The organism is Lysobacter sp. OAE881 (assembly GCF_040546665.1).
GTDB lineage: Bacteria > Pseudomonadota > Gammaproteobacteria > Xanthomonadales > Xanthomonadaceae > Lysobacter_J > Lysobacter_J soli.
Window position 1 is genome coordinate 1,622,800 of record NZ_JBEPOG010000001.1, and the last position, 22,870, is coordinate 1,645,669.

Here is a 22,870-nt window from a genome sequence, read left to right on the forward strand (position 1 = left end):
TCTCATGGACGTCCTGCTCGCCAATCCCCGCGGTTTCTGTGCCGGTGTCGACCGCGCCATCGAGATCGTCAAGCGCGCCATCGAGACCCTCGGTGCGCCGATCTACGTGCGCCACGAAGTGGTGCACAACCGCTTCGTGGTGGACGACCTGAAGCATCGCGGCGCGATCTTCGTCGAGGAGCTCGACGAGGTGCCCGACAACGCGACGGTGATCTTCAGCGCGCACGGCGTCGCCCGTGCGGTGCGGGTGGAAGCCGAGCGTCGGGGGCTGAAGGTGTTCGACGCGACCTGTCCGCTGGTGACCAAGGTGCACCTGGAAGTTGCCCGCCAGTGCCGCGCCGGTCGCGACGTGATCCTGATCGGCCACGAAGGCCATCCGGAAGTGGAGGGCACGATGGGCCAGTGGCGCCGCGAGGCCGGCGCCGGTCGCATCTATCTGGTCGAGGACAGCGAGGACGTCGCCGCACTGACGATCGACCAGCCGGAGAACGTGGCCTACACCACGCAGACGACGCTGTCGGTGGACGACACCCGCACCGTCATCGAAGCCCTGCGCGCGAAGTTCCCGGCCATCCAGGGCCCGAAGAACGACGACATCTGCTACGCCACGCAGAACCGCCAGGACGCCGTGCGCGAACTGGCCGCGCGCTGCGACCTGGTGCTGGTGGTCGGCTCGATCAACAGCTCCAATTCCAACCGCCTGCGCGAGCTGGCCGAGCGCGAAGGCGTGGAGGCCTACCTCATCGACGGCGCGATCGAGATCGATCCAAAGTGGGTGGCCGGTCGCCAGCGCATCGGCGTCACGGCCGGAGCGTCCGCGCCGGAGGTGCTCGTGCGCGGCGTGATCGACCGCCTGCGCGAACTGGGCGCAGAGCACGTGTCGGACCTGGAGGGCGAGCCGGAGAACATGGTCTTCGCGCTGCCCAAGGAACTGCGCCTGCAACTGGTCGACTGACCGACCGTATCGGCAGCCCCGGCTTCACCCGGCAATTGACCCGGAACCGGGGCAGCGCCTAGAATTCCCGTCTTCGCGGAGAGCGCTCCGCGGCACGGCCCGAGCGGCCCGCCCACGCGCTTCGCAGCACCATCCGCCGGAATAGCTCAGTTGGTAGAGCGGCGCATTCGTAATGCGTAGGTCGTAGGTTCGATTCCTATTTCCGGCACCAGTTTATTTTTTGAGCCCCGCTTCGGCGGGGCTTCTTTTTTGGCGCATGCTCGATGGCGGCGCGTGCCCCTTCACACCTGCTCTGCGCCGACGGTGGAACAGTCGCCACTTTCCTTGCGGAGTGGAACGATGGCCGGCATCGACAGGAACGTGAAGCGCATCGGCGAGCTGCTGAAGAAGATCGACATCGCCATGCTGACGACGACGGGTGCGGGCGGCTTCCTGATGAGCCGGCCGCTGTCCACGCAGGACGCGCGGTTCGACGGTCGGCGCGTGTGGTTCTTCACCGAAACCGACAGCCCGAAGGTGGCGGAGATCCGCCGCAATCCGAAGGTCAATCTCGCCTACGCGAGCAAGGGCAAGAACGTCTACATCTCGATGACCGGCACCGCGCGCGTGAACCGCGACCGCGAGATGATCGAGGAGCTGTGGAACGACGCGATGAAGGCGTTCTTCCCCAAGGGCAAGAACGATCCGAACCTCACGCTGCTCGAAGTGGACGTGCACTCGGTCGAATACTGGGACGGCCCGGGTTCCTGGATCGGCAAGGCGGTGAGTTTCATCATCGCGCGCGTGACGAAGAAGGAAGAGGTGATGGGCGAGAACCGCATCGTCGACCTCAGCGAGAAGCGTCCGCGCAAGCGTCTGCCGCCGTCGCATGCGAACGCGCGCACCGGTGCGAAATCGGCAGCCGCGAAGGCGCCGAAGAAAGCCGCGAAGAAGGCCACCACCAAGCGCGCAAGCACCGCGAAGAAGGCGACCGTCAAGCGCGCCGGCGCGACCGGCAAGACGGCGAAACGCACCCGCGCGGCGAGTTGAGGGGTCGTCAAGTTCCCCGCGCGCGCCTGCCGATCGCGGCGCGCGTCGGTGATGCACAACGCACCTGAATTTCCTTTCACGTCCGTTCGATGAACGATTCATCTACCGGCAATCTGATGTTCACCGTTCTTTAGCGCGCGCATCGCCAACATGCCGCCAGTTTTTCGACAGGGGCATGAAAGGTGTCGAACATGCAGGTCAATGTCTTCGTGGTAGGACAGAACGAAGGATTCGTGGTCGCGCCGTGTGGCGCACCACTTCCCGGCGACGAGATGGACGCGCTGGGCGAAGTAAGGTTCGGATGGTCGGTGGACAGCGACCACGTCGTGCCGAAGCTGGACTGGATGGGGATCGTCAAGGACATCGACGCGCGCGGCTACAGCATCGTGCCGCACGGCGACGTCGGCGGGCTGCTCGGCCTGCCGCAGCACGAACTGAACGCCGTCTACCCGGAGCGTCACATCCGCTACGCCGCGTAAGCCGCAACCGCCCGCGTCTCGCCTTGCGCGACGCGGGCCGGGTAGAGTGCCGGCAGTCCCATCGCCGCGCCCGCCCATGTCGAAAGTCGCCAAATCCTCCAAGGCCCGCACCGCCTACGTGTGTTCCGAATGCGGTGCCGACCACAACAAGTGGCAAGGGCAGTGCGGGGAATGCGGCGGCTGGAACACGCTGAGCGAATTCGTCGTCGAGCCCGCCGCCAAGGCGGGCGCGAGCGTCGCCGCGAGCCGTCGCGGCAGCTGGGCGGGCAGGGCCGACGCGCCCGCCGTCACCGCGCTGGCCGACGTGCGCCACACCGAGGAAGACCGCGTCAGCACCGGCATCGGTGAGTTCGACCGCGTGCTCGGCGGCGGCCTGGTGCATGGCTCGGTGGTGCTGGTGGGCGGCGATCCGGGCATCGGCAAGTCCACGCTGCTGCTGCAGGCGATCAGCAAGATGGCTGGCACCTTGCCGGGCCTGTACGTCACCGGCGAGGAATCGCTGGCGCAGGTCGCTGGTCGCGCTTCACGCCTGGGCGTGCCGGTCGATGGCGTCCATGCGCTGGCCGAAACCGGCGTCGAGCGCGTGCTCGAACACGCGGCAAAGATGCGTCCGGGCCTGATCGTCGCCGACTCGGTGCAAACGCTGTGGACGGAAGAACTCAGCGCCGCGCCCGGCTCGGTGAGCCAGGTGCGCGAAAGCGCCGCGCGCCTGGTGCGCTACGCGAAGGAAACCGGCACCGCGGTGTTCCTCGTCGGCCACGTCACCAAGGAAGGCGGCATCGCCGGGCCGCGCGTGCTCGAACACATGGTCGACGCGGTGCTGTATTTCGAAGGCGAAAGCGGCAGCCGTTTCCGCGTGCTGCGCGCGTTCAAGAACCGCTTCGGTGCGGTGAACGAACTGGGCGTGTTCGCGATGGGCGAGAAGGGCCTGCGCGAAGTGCCCAATCCGTCGGCGATCTTCCTCTCGGGCAGCGAGCGCCCGCAGCCGGGCAGCTGCGTGATGGTCACGCGCGAGGGCACGCGGCCGCTGCTGGTGGAAGTGCAGGCGCTGGTCGACGCCTCGCCGCTGTCGAATCCGCGCCGCGTCGCCGTCGGCATGGAAGGCAACCGCCTCGCGATGCTGCTGGCGGTGCTGCATCGCCACGGCGGTATCGGCGTGGGCGACCAGGACGTGTTCGTGAATGTCGTGGGCGGCATCCGCGTGCAGGAAACGGCGGCAGACCTTCCCGTGCTGCTGGCCGTGCTCTCCTCGCTGCGCGATCGGCCGCTGTCGGAGCAGACGATCGCGTTCGGCGAAGTCGGCCTGTCGGGCGAGATCCGCCCGGTCCCCAACGGCGAGGAGCGCCTCAAGGAAGCGGCCACGCACGGCTTCAAGCGCGCGATCGTGCCGAAGTCGAACGCGCCGCGCAGCGGGCGCATCGGCGAGATGGAAGTGATCGCGGTGGAACGGCTGGCGGACGCGCTGGAGCGGGCGTGACCTATTGCCCGCGGTCGGCGCTCCCGGAACGCTTGCGTTTCCACAACCAGACCACGCAGGCGACGTAAAGCACCACCACGCTCAGGACCGCAAGTTGCAGCGTCGTGATGCCGGCGAGGCGATCCCCGGCTTCGTGCAGGAATTCGATCGTCTGGTCCGGCGTGCAGGATCTGCCCCTGTCCGGCGCGCTGCGTCCGCACAGGCGCATCAGCGCCAGCGTGCCCAGCAAGGGCACGACAAGCAGGCACGCAAGCACATACATCGCGACCTTCTTCATCGCGCCTCCCACGCAATGCACCTCGCTAGTGTACGGGTCCGCGGGACGCGGGCGGGCTAGGCTTCGATCGCCCCGCCGAACGCCAGCATCTGCGCCCGCGTATCGTCGCTGATGGCGGCGCGCATCCGCGCCTCATCGATGCATCGCACGGCCCATCGCGGGGCGACGCCGGCGGTGCGCGCATCGAGCGTGCAGACGGCGAGGAAGTAACTCGGCCCCGGACCGGCCGCGTACCAGAGCGAATCCCAATGCGCCGGCCCGGCGCGGGAACGCATGTCCGGATCGTCCTCGTCGAGCTGGTAGGCGATCTTCACCACGGTGAGCGCTTCGCCCGGGAGCGGGCCGGCGGGCGTGGGGAACGACAGCGCGTCGAAGGCTGCCTGCAGGCGCATCGCTTCGCGCTGCACGGTGAGGCGATGCCAGAGCACGAGCCAGCCCACGAGAACCGTCGACATCACGACGGTTCCCAGCCAGATCACGATGATCCATCGCGCCGCGCCCATGGCCGCACCTTACGCGCGGGATGTGTGCGCGTGGCGAACACGCATTCAGTTCACACCGCGAACACCACCGTGCGATGGCCGTTGAGCAGGATGCGGTCGTCGAGCCAGTAACGCAGCGCCTGCGCGAGCACGCGGCGTTCGATATCGCGGCCGATGCGGATGAGGTCGTCGGGCGTGTCGTGATGGCTCACACGTTGCGTGTCCTGTTCGATGATCGGGCCTTCGTCGAGGTCGGCGGTGACGAAGTGTGCCGTCGCGCCGATCAGCTTCACCCCGCGCGCGTGCGCCTGGTGGTACGGCCGCGCGCCCTTGAAGCCCGGCAGGAACGAGTGGTGGATGTTGATGCAGCGCCCGGCGAGCGTGCGCGCCAGCTCCGCCGACAGCACCTGCATGTAGCGCGCGAGCACCACCAACTCGGTACCGGATTCCTCGATCAATGCGGCGAGCGCGGCCTCCTGCTCGTGCTTGCGGCCCTTCTCGACGGGCAGGTGATGAAAGGGGATGCCGTCGAAGTCCAGATGCCGGTAGGTTTCGCGCGGGTGGTTGGCGACGACGGCGGTAATCGCCATCGGCAACTCGCCGATGCGCCAGCGGTAGAGCACGTCGGCGAGGCAGTGGTCGAACCTGGATGCCAGCAGCATCACGCGACGCGGCTCGCCGCGATCGCGCAGCGACCATTCCATGCGGAACGCGCGCGCGAGCGTGTCGAAGCCGGCGAGTACCTGCGTCAGCGATTCCGGCGCGAGCGCGAACACGGTGCGCATGAAGAAGCGGTCGGTTTCGCGATCGTTGTACTGCTGCGCTTCGAGGATGTTGCCCTCGTACCGCAGCAGGTGCCCGGTGACCGCGTTGACGATGCCCGGACGATCCGGGCAGGAGAGGGTAAGGACGTAGTGGGGCATCGGGGCATCGGCGCGATCCGTTGCCGGTTAGAACGCAGTGCACGCGTGCAGGCGGCCCCGGAAAGGGAGGGCCGGTTTCCCGGCCCCCTTCCTGCTTGCATGCATTCGGCGCAGCGTGCCGTCAGTGACCGCCCGCCGCCGCGCCGCCGCCCATCTTTGCCGTGAACGGCGGCTTGGCGAACCAGACGAACACGATCACCACCAGGAACAGGATGCCCAGCAGGTGGAAGATCTCGTTGAAGCCGATCTGCACCGCCTGCTGCGAGATCATCTGGTTGAGCACCAGCGCGCCGCGCTGCACGTCGCCCTGGCCCAGCGAGGTCACCGTCTGCTGCATCGCCGGATCGTAGGCGCTGATGTTCTCGGTCAGTCGCGCGTGGTGGATCGTGCTGCGCTGGTTCCAGGCCCACGTGGTCAGCGAGGCCGCGAAACTGCCGCCCAGCGTGCGCACGAAGGTCGCAAGACCGGAACCCGCGGCGATCTCGTGCGGCTCCAGGTCCGACAGCAATATCGTCAGCACCGGCATGAAGAACAGCGCCACGCCCAGGCCTTGCCACAGCTGCACTTCGGCCACGCGCGCGAAGTCCACGTCGAGTGTGAATCCGGAGCGGTAGAAACTCGTGGCCGCCATCACCACGAAGGCGAACGTCGCCAGCATGCGAAGGTCGAACTTCGATGCGTACTTGCCTACCAGCGGCGTGAGCAGCACGGGCAGGATGCCGATGGGCGCGCTCGCGAAACCCGCCCAGATCGACGTGTAGCCGAGGTTGCGCTGCAACCACAGCGGAACGAGCAGGCCGACGCTGAAGAACGCCGAGTACGCCATCACCATCGCCGCGGTGCCGCTGGCGAAGTTGCGGTGGCGGAACAGGCGCAGGTTGACGATCGGATCCTTCTCGGTGAGTTCCCAGATGACGAACACCGCAAGCGCGGCCACCGCGATGACCGTCAGCCACACGATCTTGGTCGAGTTGAACCAGTCTTCGTCGTTGCCCAGGTCGAGCATGATCTGCAGCGCGCCCACGCCCAGCACCAGCGTGGCCAGGCCGATGTAATCCATCTTCGGACGTTCAAGGCGTTCCGGACGGCCCTTCAGCTGCCGTCCGACGACGATGCTGGCGAAGATGCCGATGGGAACGTTGATGAAGAAGATCCACTCCCAGCTGTAGTTGTCGGTGATCCAGCCGCCGAGGATCGGGCCCGCGATGGGCGCCACGACCGTCACCATCGCCAGCAGCGCGATCGCCTGCCCGCGTTTCTGCGGTGGATAGATCGAGATCAGCAGCGCCTGCGTGACCGGATACATCGGGCCGGCGACGAAGCCCTGCAGCGCACGCGCGGCGACCAGCAGGCCCATCGAGTTGGCCAGGCCGCACAGCAGCGAGGCGATCACGAAGGCGAGCGTCGCCCACGTGAACAGCTTGCGTTCGCCGAAGCGGCGCGTGAGGAAGCCCGTGAGCGGCAGCGCGATGGCGTTGCTCACCGCAAAGGACGTTATGACCCACGTCGCCTGGTTCGCGCTCGCGCCGAGGTTGCCGGAGATGGTCGGCAGCGAGACGTTGGCGATGGTGGTGTCGAGCACCTGCATGAACGACGCCAGCGCCAGGCCGACGGTCGTCAACGCGATGTTGGGCGGACGGAAGGCGGACCTGGGCGGCTCCGGCGTGACCGGCAGGCCCATTTCCTCTTCCTGTTGCGCGATGGTGGACATGGCGTCGTCCGAGGTGTGCGACGCGACATTGAGGTCGCGTCGTGGGAAGAAGGGCCGTCATTCCCGCGATGGCGGGAATCCTGCGACGTTCGGGGGAGGGATCGGTCTACAGGCCCCCGCATTCGCGGGGATGACGGCAAAGACGTGGAGCGTGGAGCGGTGTCGCGTTGCGTCGAAGCGTTCGCTCCGACGCGTTCGTTACAGGCGGTACGCGCGCATCAACCGTGGCGCGTGCCCGGCAGGTTCTCGCGGATGACCTTGTCGATCAGCGCGTTCGCATCGTTGAGCTGCTTCTCGTACGCGGCCGTGGTGAACAGCGGCTTGTCATCCTTGCGCGGCGCGGCGAGCACCGGGCCGTCCTGGTCGCGCACGGTGACGTCCACCGCCATGCTCAGGCCCAGGCGCAGCGGATGTTCGGCCAGCTGCTTGGGTTCGACTTCGATGCGCACCGGCACGCGCTGCACGATCTTGATCCAGTTGCCGCTGGCGTTCTGCGCCGGCAACAGCGAGAACGCGCTGCCCGTGCCCATGCCGAGCGCGGCGATCCGGCCGTCGTATTCGACGTCGCCGCCGTACAGGTCGGCGTGCACCTTCACCGGCTGGCCGATGCGCATCTTCGCCAGCTGCGTTTCCTTGAAGTTCGCCTCGACCCACAGCTGTTCCAGCGGGACGATGGTCATCAGGTTCACGCCCGGCTGCACGCGCTGGCCGAGCTGCACCTGGCGCTTGGCGACGTAACCCGACACCGGCGCGACGATCGCCGTGCGCTGCAGGTTGAGGTACGCCTGGCGCAGCTGCGACGCGGCGGCGGCGACCTGCGGCTGAGTGCCGACGTCGGTCGCATCGACCAGCGCGCGGTTGCGCGACAGGTTGCCGCTGGATGCACGCAGGCCGGCTTCGAGCACGGCCAGTTCGTTGCGCGCGTGGGCGAGTTCTTCGGCCGACACCGCACCGTTGCCGACGAGGCCTTCGCGACGCTTCAGGTCGGCGCGCGCACGTGCGACCTGCGCCTGCCGCGCGGCGAGATCGGCGGCGCCGGCATCGACCGCGCTGTACAGGCCGCGCACCTGGCGCACCGTGTTGGCAAGATTGGCGACGGCCTGGTCATAGGCGACCTGCGCATCGTTCGGATCCAGGTGCACGAGCGGCTGGCCGGCTTCGACCTTCATGCCGTCGTCGGCGTCGATGCTCACCACCGTGCCCTGCGTCTGCGGGACGATGCTGACCACGTTGCCCTGCACGTAGGCGTCGTCGGTGTCTTCATGGAAGCGCGCGACGGTGAGGTAGTACGTCGTCCAGCCGATGCCGGCCAGCACCGCCACGGCGGCGAGGATCGTCAGCGCCTTCCTGCGCTTGCCGTTGGACTGCGGCGCGGGCGTCGCCGCGGCCTTCGCGTTCGGATTGGGTTCGGTGGTCATGGCGTGGAGGCCTTGGCGATGTCGGATTCGGAAGTCGTCGGGGAAGTCAGGACCAGGCCGCCGCCGAGCGCGCGGTCGAGGTCGATGGAAGCGGCCAGCCGCTGCGCGCGAAGCACGGTGAGCTGGCGATCGCTGTCGAGCAGCGGACGCTGCGCGGCCAGTACGTCGAGCTGCGTGCCCAGGCCCGCCTTGTAGCGCTGCGTGGCGATGTCCCACGCACTGCGCGCGGCATCGCGCGCCTGCGTCGCCGAGGCGATCTGCGCATCGAGCGAGCGCGCCGAATGCACGGCGTCGGCGACTTCACGCAGCGCGGCGACCAGCGACTGGTTGTAGGTGGCGACCGCGAGGTCGTAGCTCGCATCGCTGCTGGCGAGGTTGTTGCGCAGGCGGCCGCCGTCGAAGATCGGCAGGTTCAGCGCCGCGCCACCGAGCAACTGCAGTGCATCGCCGCTGAAGATGTCGCCCAGGTCGCCGGCGCCGACGGCCAGCGCGGGCAAGGCGACGAGGTTGATGCTCGGATAGAACGCGGCCTTGCTCGCCTTGATGCCGTGCTGCGCGGCTTCCACGCGCCACCGTGCGGCGACGACGTCGGGACGATGGCCGAGCAGTTCGCTGGGCAGTACCGAGGGCACGCTCGGCGTGGAGGCCTGCAGGATCGTCGGGCGCGCGATATCGCGGCCGCGGTCCGGGCCCTTGCCCAGCAGTGCGGCCAGCGCGTTGCGCGAGACTTCGATCTCGTGTTCGCTCGCCTGGATTTGCTGCTGCGCGCTCGCTACTGCGCTTTCGGCGTTGTGGATCTGCAACTGGTTGTCGAGGCCGGCGGCGACGCGCTGGCGGCCCAGGTCGAGCAGTCCGCTGGCGCGCTGGAAGTCGGCCTTCGCCACGTCGTTCGCATCGAACGCCTGCGCGAGCGAGACGTAGGCGCGCGCGATGTTCGACGACAGCGTCAGCCGGGCGGCCTGCGCTTCGACTTCCGCCGCGTGCGTCTGCCCGACGGCCGCCAGCCACTTGGCTTTCTCGCCACCCCACAGGTCGAACGTGTAGTTGAACGTCAGGCCCAGCATGGCGATGTCCGTGTAGGACCCGCCGAGCGGCGGTGCCGCGAGGGTTTCGGGGAGCTGCACGCCGACGTATTGCGCGCTGCCGCTGAGCGTGGGCTTGCGCGCCGCATCGGCCAGGCCCGCCTGCGCGACGGCCTGGCGAACGCGCGCATCGGCGGCGGCGAGGCTCGGCGTGCCCTGCAGGGCTTCGGCGATCAGCGAATCGAGCTGCGCATCGCCGAGCGAGGTCCACCAGTCCTGCGTGGGAAACGCCGCCGGAGACACGGTCGCATCGGACAGCGAACGCTGCGTCTGCAGGCTGTTCGCATCGAGCAACTGGCCCTCCGGCGCGAGGCCGCGCGAACTCGCGCAGCCGGCCAGAACCAGCACGCTCGCCAGCGCGACCGCCAGCGTTGACGTCGCCTGCAGGGACACGGGCTTCAGCCCGCGGAGCGGGCGAGGGAAGGAATGGGCCATGGTCAGGTGTCGGAAAGGGAAAGGTTGTCGCGGACCTGTTCGAGCATCCGCGTGAGCTGTTCGCGTTCGGCGTCGCTCATGCCGTGCATTGCGCGCTCGCGCACGCGCTGGCCGCACTGGTTCACGTCGAGCCACATCGCGCGGCCGGCTTCGGTGAGCTGGATGTTCACCGCGCGACGATCGGCCGGATCGGCTTCGCGCGCGAGCAGCCCGCGGGCTTCGAGCTTGTCGAGCAGGCGGGTCATCGCGCCGGGATTGAGCTCGGCGGCGCGGGCGAGGTCGGTGACGCCGTGCGGCCCGTCGGACAGCTTCTTCAGCGCGATGTACTGGCTGAAGGTGAGCTCGTGGCCGGCGGCGGCCAGTTCGTGCTCCATGCGCGACCACATGGCGTCGCGGACCTGCCGGAAAAGCAGGCCGAGCGTCGAGCCGCTGCAAGGAGCGAGGGAACGGGATGCGGACATGGGTGCGCATCTTCTTCGCCCGGGCAATATTTGTCAATGCAAATATTGTTTCAGCAATGGAAACCGGCCGGCTTGCTACGGATCGCTGGGAGCGACCGCCAATGGTGTCCCTCGCGTGGAACGTAGGCGATCCACGAAGCGCTTTCCCAACCGGATACCTGGCTTCTCCACAAACCTGAACGAGACCCCCGCGAGCGGAAGTGTCCCGGCAAGCGTCAACGCGGCGCAGGCCAGGTACGAGATGGAGGCGCTCCCGATCGCCTCCTCGACGCGGCGAAATACCGGGATCAGGGCTGCCACTACGATCGGGTGACCCAGGTACACCGAGTAGCTGATCGTTCCGAGGTAGCGCGTCGCGCGGTTCACCAGGACCCGCCATGGAGCCATCGCGAGGGCCAGCAGGAGCATCGCGTAGATCGCCCCCATCGCGATCCAGGTTTCCATCGATCCCACGAACCCGCTTCGCAGGGCCAACGCCAGGCAGGCTCCCGCGATGGCGCTTGCGCCCACGAAGGCCAGGGCCGCAAGCGCCTTGCCCCTCTCCGCCAGATGCTTCAGCGGGCCATACAGGTGGTACGAAAGGATCCCTAACGCAAACACGGGCAGGTGCCGCAGCAGGCCGAACGGCCCGATCAGGCGTTCCTGGAGCTCTCCGGTGAGTCCGTGCTGCACGGCCAGCGCGAGCGCGGTGGATGCGACGCACAGGACGAGCGCACTGAACGCGTTTCGTATGGACGCGAAGAACAGCGGAAATACCGCGTAGAAGATCATCTCGACGCCGACCGCCCAACTGGCCCAGACGATGCCTTCCTGCCACCCGTCGAACAGGTTGAAGGTGAACGCGAGGTTGGCGGCGGTCTCTCCGATGCCGTGGCCGGCATTCGCGCCTCGGCCGTCGCGCCACAGCGAGAACGCGAGCAGGACGAAGAACAGCGGAGCGATGCGAAACACGCGATGCGTGTAGAACGAGACGAGCGGCAGCCCCGAGTTCTGGTGGCGCGGCATCGTGTAGCACAGGGAGAACGCGCTGATCACGAAGAAGAGCGCCACGCCCGAACCACCCAGGGAGACCATCGGACCAAGGATCGGACCGGCATGCAGCGGTGGGGCGGGCATCGCGAGGACGTGGTACAGCACCACGTAAATCGCGGCGAGCCCACGAAGCGAATCGAGGAACGTGAGGCGATCGGGAGTCACGCGGGCTTGCTTGTCCATAAGCGGCGATGGCTTGTCGTTGGGATGCGACGCATGTGTCCTGGCGTCGACAGGAGGGCCTTATGCCGGGCGGCGGAGGACGAGTTCGAGGACGAACTTGCTGCCGAAGAAGGCGAGGATCAGCAGCGCCATCGCCGTGAGCGTCCAGCGAACGGCGACCGCCCCGCGCCAGCCGTAGCGCCACCGACCGGCCAGCAGGCCGCCGAACAGCAACCACGACAGGACGCTGAGCACGGTCTTGTGCACCAGGTGCTGGGCGAAGAGGTTTTCCACGAACAGCAGGCCAGTCAGCAAGGTCGCGGTGAGCAGCGCGAATCCGACCGCGATGGTCCGGAACAGCAGGGTTTCCAGTTCGACCAGCGGGGGCAGGGCGCGCAGCCAGCGGTGGAATTCGCGCCGACGCAGTGCGCGCTCCTGCGCCCACAGCATCACCGCCAGCAGGGCGGCGATCGCCAGCGTCGCGTAGGCGAGCAGCGCCATCCACGCGTGGAGTTGCAGGCGCCAGTCCAAGTGCTCGCCCAGCACGTGCCCGTGGTGGTGGTAACCGAACAGCGCCAGCGCCGCGATCGGGAACACGATCACGCCCAGCGCCGCCATCCGCCCGCCCGCGCCGACCAGCGCGGTGAGCGCGGCCATGCCCAGGGCGACCAGCGAGAGCGCCGCGTAGAAGTGCATGTCCGCGCCGCCGCTGGCGTGCCAGGCGAGCAGGTGCGCCAGCGCGTGCAGCGCCACGCCGCCCACCGCCGGCAGCAGCCACAGGCGTGACGGCCGCGTCGGTTCCTGCCGCACGCCGCCGATGAGCAGGGCGGTCGCGACCAGGTACATGGCGATGGCGATGAGAACGATTGTCATCGAGGCAGTGTCGCACAGCGGCGAGACGAACCGCATGGGGCCGGTTGCGCACCGGGTCGCAGTTGTCGAAAGGCTATACTTCGCGCCCCGTTTTCTGCTTTCGTCCAGGTCGCGTCCGCATGTTCGAATCCCTGACCCAGCGCCTTTCCGGCACCATCGAGCGCCTGCGCGGCCGCGGCCGCCTGACCGAGGAGAACATCCGCGAGTCGCTGCGCGAGGTGCGCATCGCCCTGCTGGAGGCCGACGTCGCGCTGCCGGTGGTGCAGGCGCTGATCGAGCGCATCAAGGTGCGTGCGGTCGGCCAGGAAGTGCTGAAATCCCTCACGCCGGGCCAGGCGCTGATCAAGGTCGTGCGCGACGAAATGACGGCCGTCATGGGTTCGCAGGCCGCCGACCTGAACCTCAACGTGCCGGCGCCGGCGGTCATCCTGATGGCCGGCCTGCAGGGCGCGGGCAAGACGACCACCGTCGGCAAGCTTGCCAAGCATCTGAAGGAAAAGCGCAAGAAGAAGGTGATGGTGGTGTCCGCCGACGTGTATCGCCCCGCGGCGATCGAGCAGCTCAAGACGCTCGCGCAGCAGGTCGACGTGCTGTTCTTCCCGTCGAGCGCGGACCAGAAGCCCGAAGCGATCGTGAAGGCCGCCATCGACGACGCGAAGAAGTCCTTCGTCGACGTCCTGCTGGTCGACACCGCCGGCCGCACCAGCATCGACGAAGCGATGATGGCCGAGATCAAGGCGCTGCACGCCGCGGTCAATCCGGTCGAAACGCTGTTCGTCGTCGACTCGATGACCGGTCAGGACGCGGCCGTCACCGCCAAGCATTTCGGCGAGGCGCTGCCGCTGACCGGCGTGGTGCTCACCAAGACCGACGGCGACGCTCGCGGTGGCGCGGCGCTGAGCGTGCGCTACATCACCCAGCGCCCGATCAAGTTCATCGGCGTGGGCGAGAAGCCCGACGGCTTGGACGTGTTCCACCCGGACCGCATCGCCAGCCGCATCCTCGACATGGGCGACGTGCTGTCGCTGGTCGAGCAGGTCGAATCGCAGGTCGACAAGGACAAGGCGCAGAAGCTCGCCGAGAAGGTCGCCAAGGGCAAGAAGTTCGACCTGAACGACATGAAGGACCAGCTCGAGCAGATGCAGAACATGGGCGGCATCCACGGCCTGATGGACAAGCTGCCGGGCATGGGCCAGATCCCGGACTCCGTGAAGAACCAGGTCACCGGCAAGGAAGTGCCGCGCATGGTCGCGATCATCAATTCGATGACCAAGAAGGAGCGTCGCAACCCGGGCCTGCTGAACGGCTCGCGCCGCGCCCGCATCGCCAAGGGCGCCGGCCTGACCCCGGCCGACGTCAACAAGCTGATGAAGCAGTACCAGCAGATGGAAAAGATGATGTCCAAGCTGGCCGGCGGCGGCATGAAAGGCCTGATGCGCGGCATGAAGGGCATGATGGGCGCCCGCGGCGGGATGCCGTTCCGGTAAGTTCCGGGCCTCGCCCGTAACTCCCCAGGGTTTGCCTGGCAAACCCTGGGCCCCAACCAGTGCGCCTCCATACCCCGCCCATCCGCACCTCCGGTGCGGACCGCCCCCTAACTTAGGGGGGCTTGGGGAGGGCTGTATTGATGGGGTTTCCCCATCCCGATCAATGCCTTATACTTGCGGGCTTACCCTGCCATTCCGGCAGCTGGGCAACACAGGAACTACCGAACCATGGTCAAGATTCGTCTCGCTCGCGGCGGCGCCAAGAAGCGTCCCTTCTACCACGTCATCGTCACCGACAGCCGCAACGCCCGTGACGGCCGCAACATCGAGCGCGTGGGCTTCTACAACCCGGTCGCCCAAGGCGCCGAGAAGCGCGTGGAGCTCAACGTCGAGCGCGTGCAGCACTGGATCAAGAACGGCGCGCAGCTGACCGACAAGGTCGCCGTGCTGTACAAGGAAGCGGCCAAGGCCGCGACCGCCGCCTGATCCGCGGGCCGCGCTTCGTGCGCGGCCAGATCGATATGACGGGCGCCTCCTCGGAGCGCACCGGATCCCAAGAGCGCCGGATCCTGTTAGGCAGGATTTCCGGCGCTTTTGGCATCAGGGGCGAAGCAAAACTGGAATCCTGGACGGAACCGCGCGACGCGATCTTCCGCTACCAGCCCTGGATCCTGCGCGACGCGCAGGGCAACGAGACCGAAGTGCGTGGCGTGCGCGGCAAGCAGAGCGGCAAGTTCACCGTCGCCAGCTTCCCGCACGTCACCGATCGCGACGCCATCGAGGCGATGCGCGGCACCGAAATCTACGTGCCGCGGTCGGCGCTCCCGCCGCCGAGCGAGGGCGAGTACTACTGGGTCGACCTCGAAGGCCTGCGCGTGGTCACGATCGAAGGCGTCGCGCTCGGCACCATCTCGCACCTGTTTTCCACGGGTGCCAACGACGTGCTGGTCGCGCGCGACGACGAGCGCGAACGCATGATTCCCTTCGTCCAGCCGCAGTACGTCACGTCGGTGGATTTCGACGCCGGCGTGGTGACGGTGGACTGGGATCCGGACTTCTGAAAGCCGCCATGCGCATCGACATCGTCAGCCTGTTTCCGGATTTCGTCGCGCAATGCGCGGCGTTCGGCGTGGTCGGGCGAGCGGTCGAGCGCGGGCTGCTGTCGGTGCACGGCTTCAATCCACGCGATTACGCGGAAGGGAATTACCGCCGCGTCGACGATCGCCCCTTCGGTGGCGGTCCCGGCATGGTGATGCTGGTCGATCCGCTCCGCGCGAGCCTGCGCGCCGCGCGCGAAGCCGACCCGGCGCCGGCGAAGGTCCTCTACATGAGCCCGCAGGGCACGCCGCTGACGCAGGCCAAGTTGCGTGAACTCGCCGGCCGCGAGCGCCTCATCCTGCTGTGCGGACGCTACGAAGGCATCGACGAGCGGCTGATCCGGGCCGAGGTCGACGAGGAAATCTCCATCGGCGACTACGTGCTGTCCGGTGGCGAGCTTGCCGCGGCGGTGATCGTGGACGCCGTCGCCCGGTTGCGCGAGGGCGTGCTGGGCGACGCCGAGTCCGCGGTGCAGGACAGCTTCGAGGACGGACTGCTGGACTGCCCGCACTACACGCGACCGGTCGAGCATGAGTTCGGCACGGTTCCCGAGGTGCTGATGTCGGGCAACCACGCCGAAATCGCCAAGTGGCGCCGGATGCAGTCGCTGGGCCGGACCTGGCAGCGCCGACCGGACCTGCTGGACGAGGCGGCGCTGTCGAAGGCCGATCGCAAGCTCCTGGCCGCCTACCGGGCCGCGCTGGAGGCCGAAGGGGCCGGGCAGGCGTCCCAAGACCCCGCCCGGGACGGCCCCGGGACGCCGTAAGCCCTAGCCACGCAAGAAAAAAAGCCGCTATAATCCGCGGCTTCCATTCGCTCCACCCATGCCAGACGCGGGTCCACGTGCACTCGCGCTACAACGACTCCAACAGGCCAAAGCCATGAACAAGCCCTCCATCCACACGCTCCTCCAGACCTTCGAAGCCGAGCAGATCCAGCGCCAGCTTCCTTCCTTCAGCCAGGGCGACACGGTCGTCGTCAACGTGAAGGTCAAGGAAGGCAATCGCGAGCGCGTCCAGGCCTATGAAGGCGTGGTCATCGGCATCAAGAACGCCGGCCTGAACTCGTCGTTCACCGTGCGCAAGATCTCGCACGGCTACGGCGTCGAGCGCGTGTTCCAGACCCACAGCGCCACCATCGCCTCGGTCGACGTGAAGCGTCGCGGCAAGGTGCGCGCGGGCAAGCTGTACTACCTGCGTGGTCTGCAGGGCAAGAAGGCGCGCATCAAGGAAGACCTGGCCGCCTACGCCAAGACCGACGCCAAGTCCGCCGAGTAATCCTCGCGCGACGGGCCCAGCGCCCGCGCCGATCCAACGGCCGCCTCCGGGCGGCCGTTGTCGTTTCGGGCCTTCGGAATCGGGCGCAACGCTTCTTCCCGCGATGCCCACGCGCGGCGGCGTAGCGTTCGCGATGCGATCGCGTGATCGCGCGACGGATGCCGACGTGGCCAGCCTGCTTCATCGCAGTCCGCAATCGACGTGCGAGTTCCGCTTCTACGAGGAGCTCGGCGATTTCCTCGCGCCCGCGCGGCGCAAGCGCAGTTTCCTGCATGCCTTCGACGGCACGCCGTCGGTGAAGGACCGCATCGAATCGCTCGGCGTGCCGCATACCGAAGTCGACCTGATCCTGGTCGATGGCGAACCCGTGCCGTTCTCGCATCGTCTTACCGGCGGCGAACGCGTGGCGGTGTATCCGATGTTCGAGCGCTTCGAGCTGGGCGAAGCCAACCGCCTGCGTCCAGCGCCGCTGCGCGAGCCGCGGTTCGTGCTCGACGTGCACCTGGGGCGCCTGGCGTCGTACCTGCGACTGCTCGGCTTCGATGCGCTGTATCGCAACGATTACGGGGACGACGAACTCGAGCGCATTTCGCGCGCGCAGCATCGCATCCTGCTCAGCCGCGATACCGGGCTGCTCAAACGTTCGGCCGTCACGCACGGTGCGTTCCTGCACGCGACCGATCCGCGCCGCCAATTGCGCGAAGTGCTCGACCGTTTCCAGCTCGACTCACGCGTCGCGCCGTTCACGCGTTGCGCGCGCTGCAACGGGAAGGTGGAAGCGCTGGACATGTCGATGGCGCAACCTGACGAACACGGTCCCGATCGCGACCACCCCGACGAACGCGAGCCGCCGCCGGGTGAGCCCGAGCGCCGCGATCCCGATCCGGGCGAACCGGAGCGCCGCGATCCCGGACGCACGCCGCCGACGGGCGATCCGGATTCACCGCCGGATATTCGCGATCCCACGCCTCCGAAGACCGAAAAACAAGGGCGCAACGACGTGCCAGCGAACGTGCTTTCCGGCCACGGCGCCACGCTCAGCCGATGCGGCGACTGTGGACAGATCTACTGGCCTGGCAGCCACCTCACGCGACTTCGCCAGCGTCTGGACGAAGTCGGCGTGTCGATCTGACGAATCAACGCGCCAGCGCGTCGTCCGGTTCCGCGCTCGGATCGGCGACGGGCGAGGGCGGAGTTGCCGGCACTTCCGCCGGCACCGCGACTTCGTGGCGATCCGGCACCAGCATCCGCGCCTTGCGCCATCCGCCGAAGCGGTAGTACGCGAGCGCCATCACCATCGAGCACAGGGCGCTGATCGGGAAACTCCACCAGATCGCATCCACGCCGATGCGCGGCTGCATGAAATCGGCGAACGGCACGCGGATGCCCCACAGCGCGATCACCAGGATGATCAGCGGCGGCACCACCGCGCCGGTCGAACGCACCACGCCCGACACCACGAACGTCACGCCGAAGAAGAGGAACGACCACACCGCGATATGGTTGAGATGGCGCGCGACCTCGAGCGCGTCGCTGCCATCGGGCAGGAACAGCGACAGCGTCCAGCGATCGAACACGATCAGCGGCACGATGAGGGCGCCGGTCATCAGGAAGTTCATCAGCACGCCCGCGCGTGCGGTCGCCGACACGCGATCCCATCGATGCGCACCGACGTTCTGCGCCGCCATCGACGAGCACGCCGCGCCCACCGCCATCGCCGGCATCTGCACGTAGGTCCAAAGCTGCAACGCGGCGCCATACGCGGCGGTGGTCTGCGTGCCGTGCTGGTTGACCATCGTCATCATCGCGATCATCGCCAGCGAGATCAGCACCATCTGCAGGCCCATCGGCACGCCCTTGACGATGAGCGATCGCAGGATCGTACGGTCGATGATGAAGTAGCGCGCGTCCTGGCGACCGAGCCACAGCACGTGGCGCTTGTGGCGCAGGTAGAAGAGCAGGGCGATGAGCGTGGTGGTCTGCGCGACGAGCGTTGCCCATGCCGAGCCGGCGATGCCGAGCTTCGGGAACGGCCCCATGCCGAAGATCAGCACCGGATTGAGCACGATGTCGAGCAGCACCGCGACCAGCAGGAAGCGGAACGGTGTGCGCGCATCACCCGCGCCGCGCAAGGCGGCCGACAGGAACGCGAACGCGTACAGCGCCGGCATCGCGAGGAAGATCACGCGCAGGTAATCCTCGGCCAAATGCAGCGAGGCTTCGGGCGTTCCCATCGCCGCGAGCAGGTGCCGCGAGAACCATTGGCCGCCCGCCGCGATGACGATCGACAGGCCGATGAAGAACGTCGCGCTGGTGCCCATCACGCGCCGCGCTTGCGTCAGGTCGCGCGCGCCCATCGCCTGCGCGATCAGGATCGTCGCCGCCATGCCGATGCCGAACACCGAACCGATCAGGAAGAACATGATGTTGTTGGCGTTCGCCGTCGCCGTCAGAGCTTCCTCGCCGAGGAAGCGGCCGACCCAGACCGCGTTCACCGAGCCGTTCAGCGACTGGGCGATGTTGCCGGCGAGGATCGGCAGGGCGAAGGCGAACAGGTTGCGGCCGATGGGGCCTTCGGTGAGGTTGTGCGAGGTGGGCGCCATGCGAGGGTGGGCTTCCGCGACGTGAAGAGGCGGCACGGTAGCACCGTCGATGAGAACGGCGCGCCATGTCCGACGACACGCGCGGCGATGACACCGACCCTGCGATAATTGCTTACAGCCCGGGACACCTTTGCCGGGCATTCACCGGACCGAGCAGTGAACGACGTACCCGATTCTTCCGCGCCTTCCGTGCGCCTGGACCTGTGGTTGTGGGCGGCACGCTTCTTCAAGACGCGATCGCTGGCCAAGCACGCGATCGACACCGGCAAGATCGAGATCGGCGGCCAGCGCGCCAAGCCGTCGCGCGCCGTGCGCGTGAACGATGCGCTGCGCATCGTGCGCGGCGAGGAAATCTTCGAAGTCGACGTGCGCGGCCTGAGCGACACGCGCGGGCCGGCGAGTGTCGCGCAGACGCTGTATGCGGAAACCGAGGCCTCGCGCCAGGCGCGCGAAGCGGCGCACGCGCTGCGCGTCGCCGAGCGCACGGGCTACCGTGCGCCGGAGACGAAGCCGGACAAGCGTGCGCGCCGGCTCATCCGCGCGTTGGGTGACATCGACGCGATGTAAGTCGCTAGGCGTTTCTTGGCGCGACGTTCAGCGCCGTCCGCCGCCGAGGAACGATCCGGCCAGTCCGATCAGATCGGAAAAGTCCGTATCGCCATCGCCATCGCGATCGAGCACGGCGCCCATCAGCGAACCGCCGACGCCGCCCTGCTGCGCGATGGACTGGCGCTCCTGGCCGAGCACGTCGCCCAGTTGTTGCGGCGATGCAGCCAGACCGGAGCCGCCCGCGTTGCCGGCGAACATGCGCCTGGCGAGGTACGCCATCACCAGCGGTGCGAGCATCTGCAGCAGCGAACTCGCCTGGCCCTGGCCGAGGCCCGTCGCGGCGCCCAGTCCCTGCGCGGCGTTCTGCTGGCGACCGCCGAGCACGTGACCGAGGATCGAACCGCCCTGGCCACCACCGCCGAGTACCGAGCCCAGGACGCTGCCGATATCGAGCCCGGCGTGATCGCGCTGCAACGCGCCGAACAGCGCTTCGGCACCCTGCGGTTGGCTCGCGTTGCGGCCAAGTGCGCCCAGCAGCAGCGGCAAGGCCGCCGACACGGCGTTCTCCGTCTGCGAAGGCGACAGTCCGAGCTGGTTGCTGATGTAGGCCAGCGGTTGTCCCTGCAGTTGGCCGAGCAGGTCGTTGGTCAGCGGCGTGTTCATGGCGATGACTCGATGTGGGGGCGTTGATGCTAGCGCCGCGACGTTCAATCGTCGTGATGGCGTGAAACGAAAAAAGCCCGGCGGAATTCCGCCGGGCTTTGCTCTCCATCGCGATGGACGTCAGGCTGCCAGATCGTAGCGGTCGAGGTTCATCACCTTCGTCCACGCGGCGACGAAATCGTCGACGAACTTGCGGCCACAGCCCTTCGTCGCATACACCTCACCGTAGGCGCGCAGCTGCGAGTGCGAGCCGAAGATGAGATCAACGCGGGTGCCGGTCCACTTCTTCTCGCCGGTCTTGCGATCGAAGCCCTGGAACACGGCCTCGTTGTCCGTCGTCGACTTCCACTCCGTGTCCATGCTCAACAGGTTCACGAAGAAGTCGTTGGACAGCGTGCCGGGGCGATCGGTGAACACGCCGTGCGGCGTCTGGCCGAAGTTGGTGTCGAGCGCGCGCAGGCCACCCACGAGCACCGTCATTTCCGGTCCGGTCAGCGTGAGCAGCTGCGCCTTGTCGATGAGCTGCGATTCGGCCAGCACGCCGGTCTTGTACTTGAGGTAATTGCGGAAGCCATCGGCGTGCGGTTCGAGCACGGCGAAGGAGGCCACGTCGGTCTGTTCCTGCGTCGCATCCGTGCGGCCCGGCGCGAACGGCACGGTGACGTCATGACCGGCAGCCTTCGCGCCCTTTTCAACGCCGGCGTTGCCGGCCAGCACGATGAGGTCGGCCAGCGACACCTTCTTGCCGCCGCTGTTGAACTCGGACTGGATGCCTTCGAGCACGTTCAGCACCTTGGCCAGGCGCTCGGGCTGGTTGACCTCCCAGTCCTTCTGCGGCGCCAGGCGGATTCGCGCGCCGTTCGCGCCGCCGCGCTTGTCGGAGCCGCGGAACGTGGACGCCGACGCCCACGCGGTGGACACCAGCTCCGGCACGGTGAGACCCGAGGCGAGGATCTTCTGCTTCAGCGCCTGCGCGTCCGCTTCGTCGATCAGTGGATGCTCGGCGGCCGGCACCGGGTCCTGCCAGATCAGTTCCTCGGCCGGCACTTCCGGACCGAGGTAGCGCGAACGCGGCCCCATGTCGCGATGCGTGAGCTTGAACCACGCGCGTGCGAAGGCGTCGGCGAATTCGTCCGGACGTTCCAGGAAACGTCGCGAGATCTTCTCGTACGCCGGATCCTCGCGCAGCGCGATGTCCGTGGTCAGCATCGCTGGAGCGCGGCGCTTGTTCGGATCGTGCGCGTCCGGAACGGTGTTCGCGCCCGCGCCTCCCTTGGGCTGCCACTGGTGCGCGCCGCCGGGGCTCTTGGTGAGCTCCCACTCGTAGCCGAACAGATTCCACAGGAAATTGCTGCTCCAGCGCGTCGGCGAACTGGTCCAGGTCACTTCCAGGCCGCTGGTGATCGCATCGCCCGCGATGCCGGTGCCGTGCGTGCTGTGCCAGCCCAGGCCCTGCGCGACGATGTCATCGCCTTCCGGATCGACGCCGACGCTCTTGGGATCACCCGCGCCGTGCGTCTTGCCGAAGGTGTGTCCACCTGCGATGAGCGCGACGGTCTCCTCGTCGTTCATCGCCATGCGCGCGAAGGTCTCGCGGATGTCGTGCGCGGCGGCCTTCGGATCGGGATTGCCGTTGGGACCTTCGGGATTGACGTAGATCAGGCCCATCTGCACCGCGCCCAGCGGGTTGTCGAGCTGGCGTTCGCCCGAGTAGCGGCGATCGCCGAGCCACTCTTCCTCCTCGCCCCAGAACACGTCCAGGTCGGGTTCCCACACGTCCTCGCGACCGCCGGCGAAACCGAAGGTCTTGAAGCCCATCGTTTCCAGCGCGACGTTGCCGGTAAGGATCATCAGGTCGGCCCACGAGATCTGCTGGCCGTACTTCTGCTTGATCGGCCACAGCAGGCGACGCGCCTTGTCCAGGCTCACGTTGTCCGGCCAGCTGTTCAACGGTGCGAAGCGCTGCTGGCCGCGACCGCCGCCGCCACGGCCGTCGAAGATGCGATAGGTGCCCGCGCTGTGCCAGGCCATGCGGATGAAGAGCGGGCCGTAGTGGCCGAAGTCCGCCGGCCACCACGGCTGCGAGTCGGTCATCAGGTCGGCGAGATCCTTCTTCAGGCCCTCGTAGTCGAGCTTCTTGAATTCTTCGGCGTAGTTGAAGTCCTTGCCCATCGGGTCGGACTTGGAAGAGTGGTAGTGGAGCAGGTCGACGCGGAGCTGGTTCGGCCACCAGTCCCGATTGGTGCGGCCGCCGCCGACGGTGTGTTTGAAAGGACACTTGGTTTCGAGGGACATCTGCTCTCTCCTGGGTTCGGGCCTGGGGTCGTGCGTCAAACGGCGAAGGTTCAACGATGGCTGGGGCGAGCGCGTGCCGAAGCCTTCCCGCATTGCAACGCG

At 67.5% G+C, this 22,870-nt stretch carries 22 protein-coding genes, 1 tRNA gene and 1 pseudogene; 12 read left to right on the forward strand and 12 right to left on the reverse strand.

Going from position 1 to position 22,870, the window contains the following annotated elements; translation table 11 throughout:
- The first annotated feature begins 4 nt into the window (after nt 1–4).
- The 5 genes and pseudogenes from ispH to radA all read left to right on the forward strand — a co-directional run bounded on the left by ispH (nt 5) and on the right by radA (nt 3,940).
- Nucleotides 5–955, forward strand: a complete 951-nt coding sequence (gene ispH / locus ABIE51_RS07665; protein ID WP_192630285.1) for a 4-hydroxy-3-methylbut-2-enyl diphosphate reductase — start codon at nt 5–7, stop codon at nt 953–955.
- A gap of 135 nt (nt 956–1,090) precedes the next feature.
- Nucleotides 1,091–1,166 (forward strand) — tRNA-Thr (locus ABIE51_RS07670).
- A gap of 128 nt (nt 1,167–1,294) precedes the next feature.
- A pseudogene (locus ABIE51_RS07675) lies at nt 1,295–1,786 on the forward strand (pyridoxamine 5'-phosphate oxidase family protein); the annotation flags it as partial.
- Nucleotides 1,787–2,175: 389 nt separating this feature from the next.
- Nucleotides 2,176–2,463 (forward strand): hypothetical protein, encoded by a 288-nt coding sequence (locus tag ABIE51_RS07680; protein WP_147298541.1) that lies wholly within the window; start codon nt 2,176–2,178, stop codon nt 2,461–2,463.
- Between the two features lie 76 nt (nt 2,464–2,539).
- Nucleotides 2,540–3,940: a DNA repair protein RadA gene (gene radA, locus ABIE51_RS07685; RefSeq protein ID WP_192630287.1), complete on the forward strand. Its 1,401-nt coding sequence runs from the start codon at nt 2,540–2,542 to the stop codon at nt 3,938–3,940.
- Nucleotide 3,941: 1 nt separating this feature from the next.
- On the opposite strand, the gene ABIE51_RS07690 is transcribed toward radA, so the two are convergent.
- The 9 genes from ABIE51_RS07690 to ABIE51_RS07730 all read right to left on the reverse strand — a co-directional run bounded on the left by ABIE51_RS07690 (nt 3,942) and on the right by ABIE51_RS07730 (nt 12,796).
- Nucleotides 3,942–4,217, reverse strand: coding sequence for a hypothetical protein (locus ABIE51_RS07690; RefSeq protein WP_192630288.1), 276 nt, complete (start codon nt 4,215–4,217; stop codon nt 3,942–3,944).
- A 56-nt stretch (nt 4,218–4,273) separates the two neighbouring features.
- Nucleotides 4,274–4,720 (reverse strand): hypothetical protein, encoded by a 447-nt coding sequence (locus ABIE51_RS07695; RefSeq protein WP_192630289.1) that lies wholly within the window; start codon nt 4,718–4,720, stop codon nt 4,274–4,276.
- A 50-nt stretch (nt 4,721–4,770) separates the two neighbouring features.
- Nucleotides 4,771–5,622 carry a formyltetrahydrofolate deformylase gene (purU, locus tag ABIE51_RS07700; protein WP_192630290.1) on the reverse strand — a complete coding sequence of 284 codons (852 nt, stop codon included), beginning with the start codon at nt 5,620–5,622 and terminating at the stop codon, nt 4,771–4,773.
- Nucleotides 5,623–5,743: 121 nt separating this feature from the next.
- On the reverse strand, nt 5,744–7,303 hold the full coding sequence (locus ABIE51_RS07705) for a DHA2 family efflux MFS transporter permease subunit (RefSeq protein ID WP_232338590.1): 1,560 nt from the start codon (nt 7,301–7,303) through the stop codon (nt 5,744–5,746).
- Nucleotides 7,304–7,551: 248 nt separating this feature from the next.
- Nucleotides 7,552–8,751 carry an HlyD family secretion protein gene (locus tag ABIE51_RS07710; protein WP_115840769.1) on the reverse strand — a complete coding sequence of 400 codons (1,200 nt, stop codon included), beginning with the start codon at nt 8,749–8,751 and terminating at the stop codon, nt 7,552–7,554.
- A complete protein-coding gene (locus tag ABIE51_RS07715) occupies nt 8,748–10,268 on the reverse strand; it encodes an efflux transporter outer membrane subunit (protein WP_192630291.1) in 1,521 nt (506 codons plus the stop codon). Before ABIE51_RS07715 ends, ABIE51_RS07710 begins: the two co-directional genes overlap by 4 nt.
- A 2-nt stretch (nt 10,269–10,270) precedes the next feature.
- Nucleotides 10,271–10,729 (reverse strand): MarR family winged helix-turn-helix transcriptional regulator, encoded by a 459-nt coding sequence (locus ABIE51_RS07720; RefSeq protein WP_115840767.1) that lies wholly within the window; start codon nt 10,727–10,729, stop codon nt 10,271–10,273.
- 75 nt (nt 10,730–10,804) lie between these two features.
- Entirely contained in the window at nt 10,805–11,944 is a 1,140-nt protein-coding gene (locus tag ABIE51_RS07725) for an acyltransferase family protein (RefSeq protein ID WP_192630292.1), read from the reverse strand.
- 60 nt (nt 11,945–12,004) lie between these two features.
- The gene (locus ABIE51_RS07730; protein ID WP_192630293.1) at nt 12,005–12,796 is read right to left on the reverse strand and encodes a cytochrome C assembly family protein; all 792 of its coding nucleotides are present in this window, start codon (nt 12,794–12,796) and stop codon (nt 12,005–12,007) included.
- Nucleotides 12,797–12,915: 119 nt separating this feature from the next.
- Here ABIE51_RS07730 and ffh point away from each other — a divergent pair, with 119 nt between their 5' ends.
- From ffh to ABIE51_RS07760, 6 genes are all read left to right on the forward strand, one after another.
- The gene (gene ffh / locus ABIE51_RS07735; protein WP_115840766.1) at nt 12,916–14,283 is read left to right on the forward strand and encodes a signal recognition particle protein; all 1,368 of its coding nucleotides are present in this window, start codon (nt 12,916–12,918) and stop codon (nt 14,281–14,283) included.
- Nucleotides 14,284–14,511: 228 nt separating this feature from the next.
- Nucleotides 14,512–14,769, forward strand: coding sequence for a 30S ribosomal protein S16 (gene rpsP / locus ABIE51_RS07740; RefSeq protein ID WP_115840765.1), 258 nt, complete (start codon nt 14,512–14,514; stop codon nt 14,767–14,769).
- A 35-nt stretch (nt 14,770–14,804) separates the two neighbouring features.
- Nucleotides 14,805–15,344, forward strand: a complete 540-nt coding sequence (gene rimM / locus ABIE51_RS07745) for a ribosome maturation factor RimM (RefSeq protein ID WP_192631632.1) — start codon at nt 14,805–14,807, stop codon at nt 15,342–15,344.
- A gap of 8 nt (nt 15,345–15,352) precedes the next feature.
- The gene (gene trmD / locus ABIE51_RS07750; RefSeq protein WP_192630294.1) at nt 15,353–16,147 is read left to right on the forward strand and encodes a tRNA (guanosine(37)-N1)-methyltransferase TrmD; all 795 of its coding nucleotides are present in this window, start codon (nt 15,353–15,355) and stop codon (nt 16,145–16,147) included.
- Nucleotides 16,148–16,262: 115 nt separating this feature from the next.
- On the forward strand, nt 16,263–16,658 hold the full coding sequence (gene rplS / locus ABIE51_RS07755) for a 50S ribosomal protein L19 (protein WP_115840762.1): 396 nt from the start codon (nt 16,263–16,265) through the stop codon (nt 16,656–16,658).
- A gap of 166 nt (nt 16,659–16,824) precedes the next feature.
- Entirely contained in the window at nt 16,825–17,790 is a 966-nt protein-coding gene (locus tag ABIE51_RS07760; RefSeq protein WP_354503776.1) for a Mut7-C RNAse domain-containing protein, read from the forward strand.
- 4 nt (nt 17,791–17,794) lie between these two features.
- On the opposite strand, the gene ABIE51_RS07765 is transcribed toward ABIE51_RS07760, so the two are convergent.
- Entirely contained in the window at nt 17,795–19,261 is a 1,467-nt protein-coding gene (locus ABIE51_RS07765) for an MATE family efflux transporter (protein ID WP_192630295.1), read from the reverse strand.
- A gap of 156 nt (nt 19,262–19,417) precedes the next feature.
- On the opposite strand from ABIE51_RS07765, the gene ABIE51_RS07770 reads away from it, so the two are divergent.
- The gene (locus ABIE51_RS07770) at nt 19,418–19,828 is read left to right on the forward strand and encodes an RNA-binding S4 domain-containing protein (protein WP_192630296.1); all 411 of its coding nucleotides are present in this window, start codon (nt 19,418–19,420) and stop codon (nt 19,826–19,828) included.
- 27 nt (nt 19,829–19,855) lie between these two features.
- Here ABIE51_RS07770 and ABIE51_RS07775 read toward each other — a convergent pair whose 3' ends face one another.
- Both ABIE51_RS07775 and katG read right to left on the reverse strand, forming a co-directional pair.
- Complete coding sequence (locus ABIE51_RS07775) at nt 19,856–20,479, reverse strand: DUF937 domain-containing protein (protein WP_354504834.1); 624 nt, start codon at nt 20,477–20,479, stop codon at nt 19,856–19,858.
- 114 nt (nt 20,480–20,593) lie between these two features.
- Nucleotides 20,594–22,768 (reverse strand): catalase/peroxidase HPI, encoded by a 2,175-nt coding sequence (katG, locus tag ABIE51_RS07780; protein ID WP_157029774.1) that lies wholly within the window; start codon nt 22,766–22,768, stop codon nt 20,594–20,596.
- Between the last annotated feature and the right edge of the window lie 102 nt (nt 22,769–22,870).

Coding starts and splice junctions, on each gene's coding strand:
- ispH (WP_192630285.1), top strand. CDS start 5: ATGGACGTCCTGCTCGCCAATCCCCGCGGTTTCTGTGCCGGTGTCGAC.
- ABIE51_RS07680 (WP_147298541.1), top strand. CDS start 2,176: ATGCAGGTCAATGTCTTCGTGGTAGGACAGAACGAAGGATTCGTGGTC.
- radA (WP_192630287.1), top strand. CDS start 2,540: ATGTCGAAAGTCGCCAAATCCTCCAAGGCCCGCACCGCCTACGTGTGT.
- ABIE51_RS07690 (WP_192630288.1), bottom strand. CDS start 4,217: ATGAAGAAGGTCGCGATGTATGTGCTTGCGTGCCTGCTTGTCGTGCCC.
- ABIE51_RS07695 (WP_192630289.1), bottom strand. CDS start 4,720: ATGGGCGCGGCGCGATGGATCATCGTGATCTGGCTGGGAACCGTCGTG.
- purU (WP_192630290.1), bottom strand. CDS start 5,622: ATGCCCCACTACGTCCTTACCCTCTCCTGCCCGGATCGTCCGGGCATC.
- ABIE51_RS07705 (WP_232338590.1), bottom strand. CDS start 7,303: ATGGGCCTGCCGGTCACGCCGGAGCCGCCCAGGTCCGCCTTCCGTCCG.
- ABIE51_RS07710 (WP_115840769.1), bottom strand. CDS start 8,751: ATGACCACCGAACCCAATCCGAACGCGAAGGCCGCGGCGACGCCCGCG.
- ABIE51_RS07715 (WP_192630291.1), bottom strand. CDS start 10,268: ATGGCCCATTCCTTCCCTCGCCCGCTCCGCGGGCTGAAGCCCGTGTCC.
- ABIE51_RS07720 (WP_115840767.1), bottom strand. CDS start 10,729: ATGTCCGCATCCCGTTCCCTCGCTCCTTGCAGCGGCTCGACGCTCGGC.
- ABIE51_RS07725 (WP_192630292.1), bottom strand. CDS start 11,944: ATGGACAAGCAAGCCCGCGTGACTCCCGATCGCCTCACGTTCCTCGAT.
- ABIE51_RS07730 (WP_192630293.1), bottom strand. CDS start 12,796: ATGACAATCGTTCTCATCGCCATCGCCATGTACCTGGTCGCGACCGCC.
- ffh (WP_115840766.1), top strand. CDS start 12,916: ATGTTCGAATCCCTGACCCAGCGCCTTTCCGGCACCATCGAGCGCCTG.
- rpsP (WP_115840765.1), top strand. CDS start 14,512: ATGGTCAAGATTCGTCTCGCTCGCGGCGGCGCCAAGAAGCGTCCCTTC.
- rimM (WP_192631632.1), top strand. CDS start 14,805: ATGACGGGCGCCTCCTCGGAGCGCACCGGATCCCAAGAGCGCCGGATC.
- trmD (WP_192630294.1), top strand. CDS start 15,353: ATGCGCATCGACATCGTCAGCCTGTTTCCGGATTTCGTCGCGCAATGC.
- rplS (WP_115840762.1), top strand. CDS start 16,263: ATGAACAAGCCCTCCATCCACACGCTCCTCCAGACCTTCGAAGCCGAG.
- ABIE51_RS07765 (WP_192630295.1), bottom strand. CDS start 19,261: ATGGCGCCCACCTCGCACAACCTCACCGAAGGCCCCATCGGCCGCAAC.
- katG (WP_157029774.1), bottom strand. CDS start 22,768: ATGTCCCTCGAAACCAAGTGTCCTTTCAAACACACCGTCGGCGGCGGC.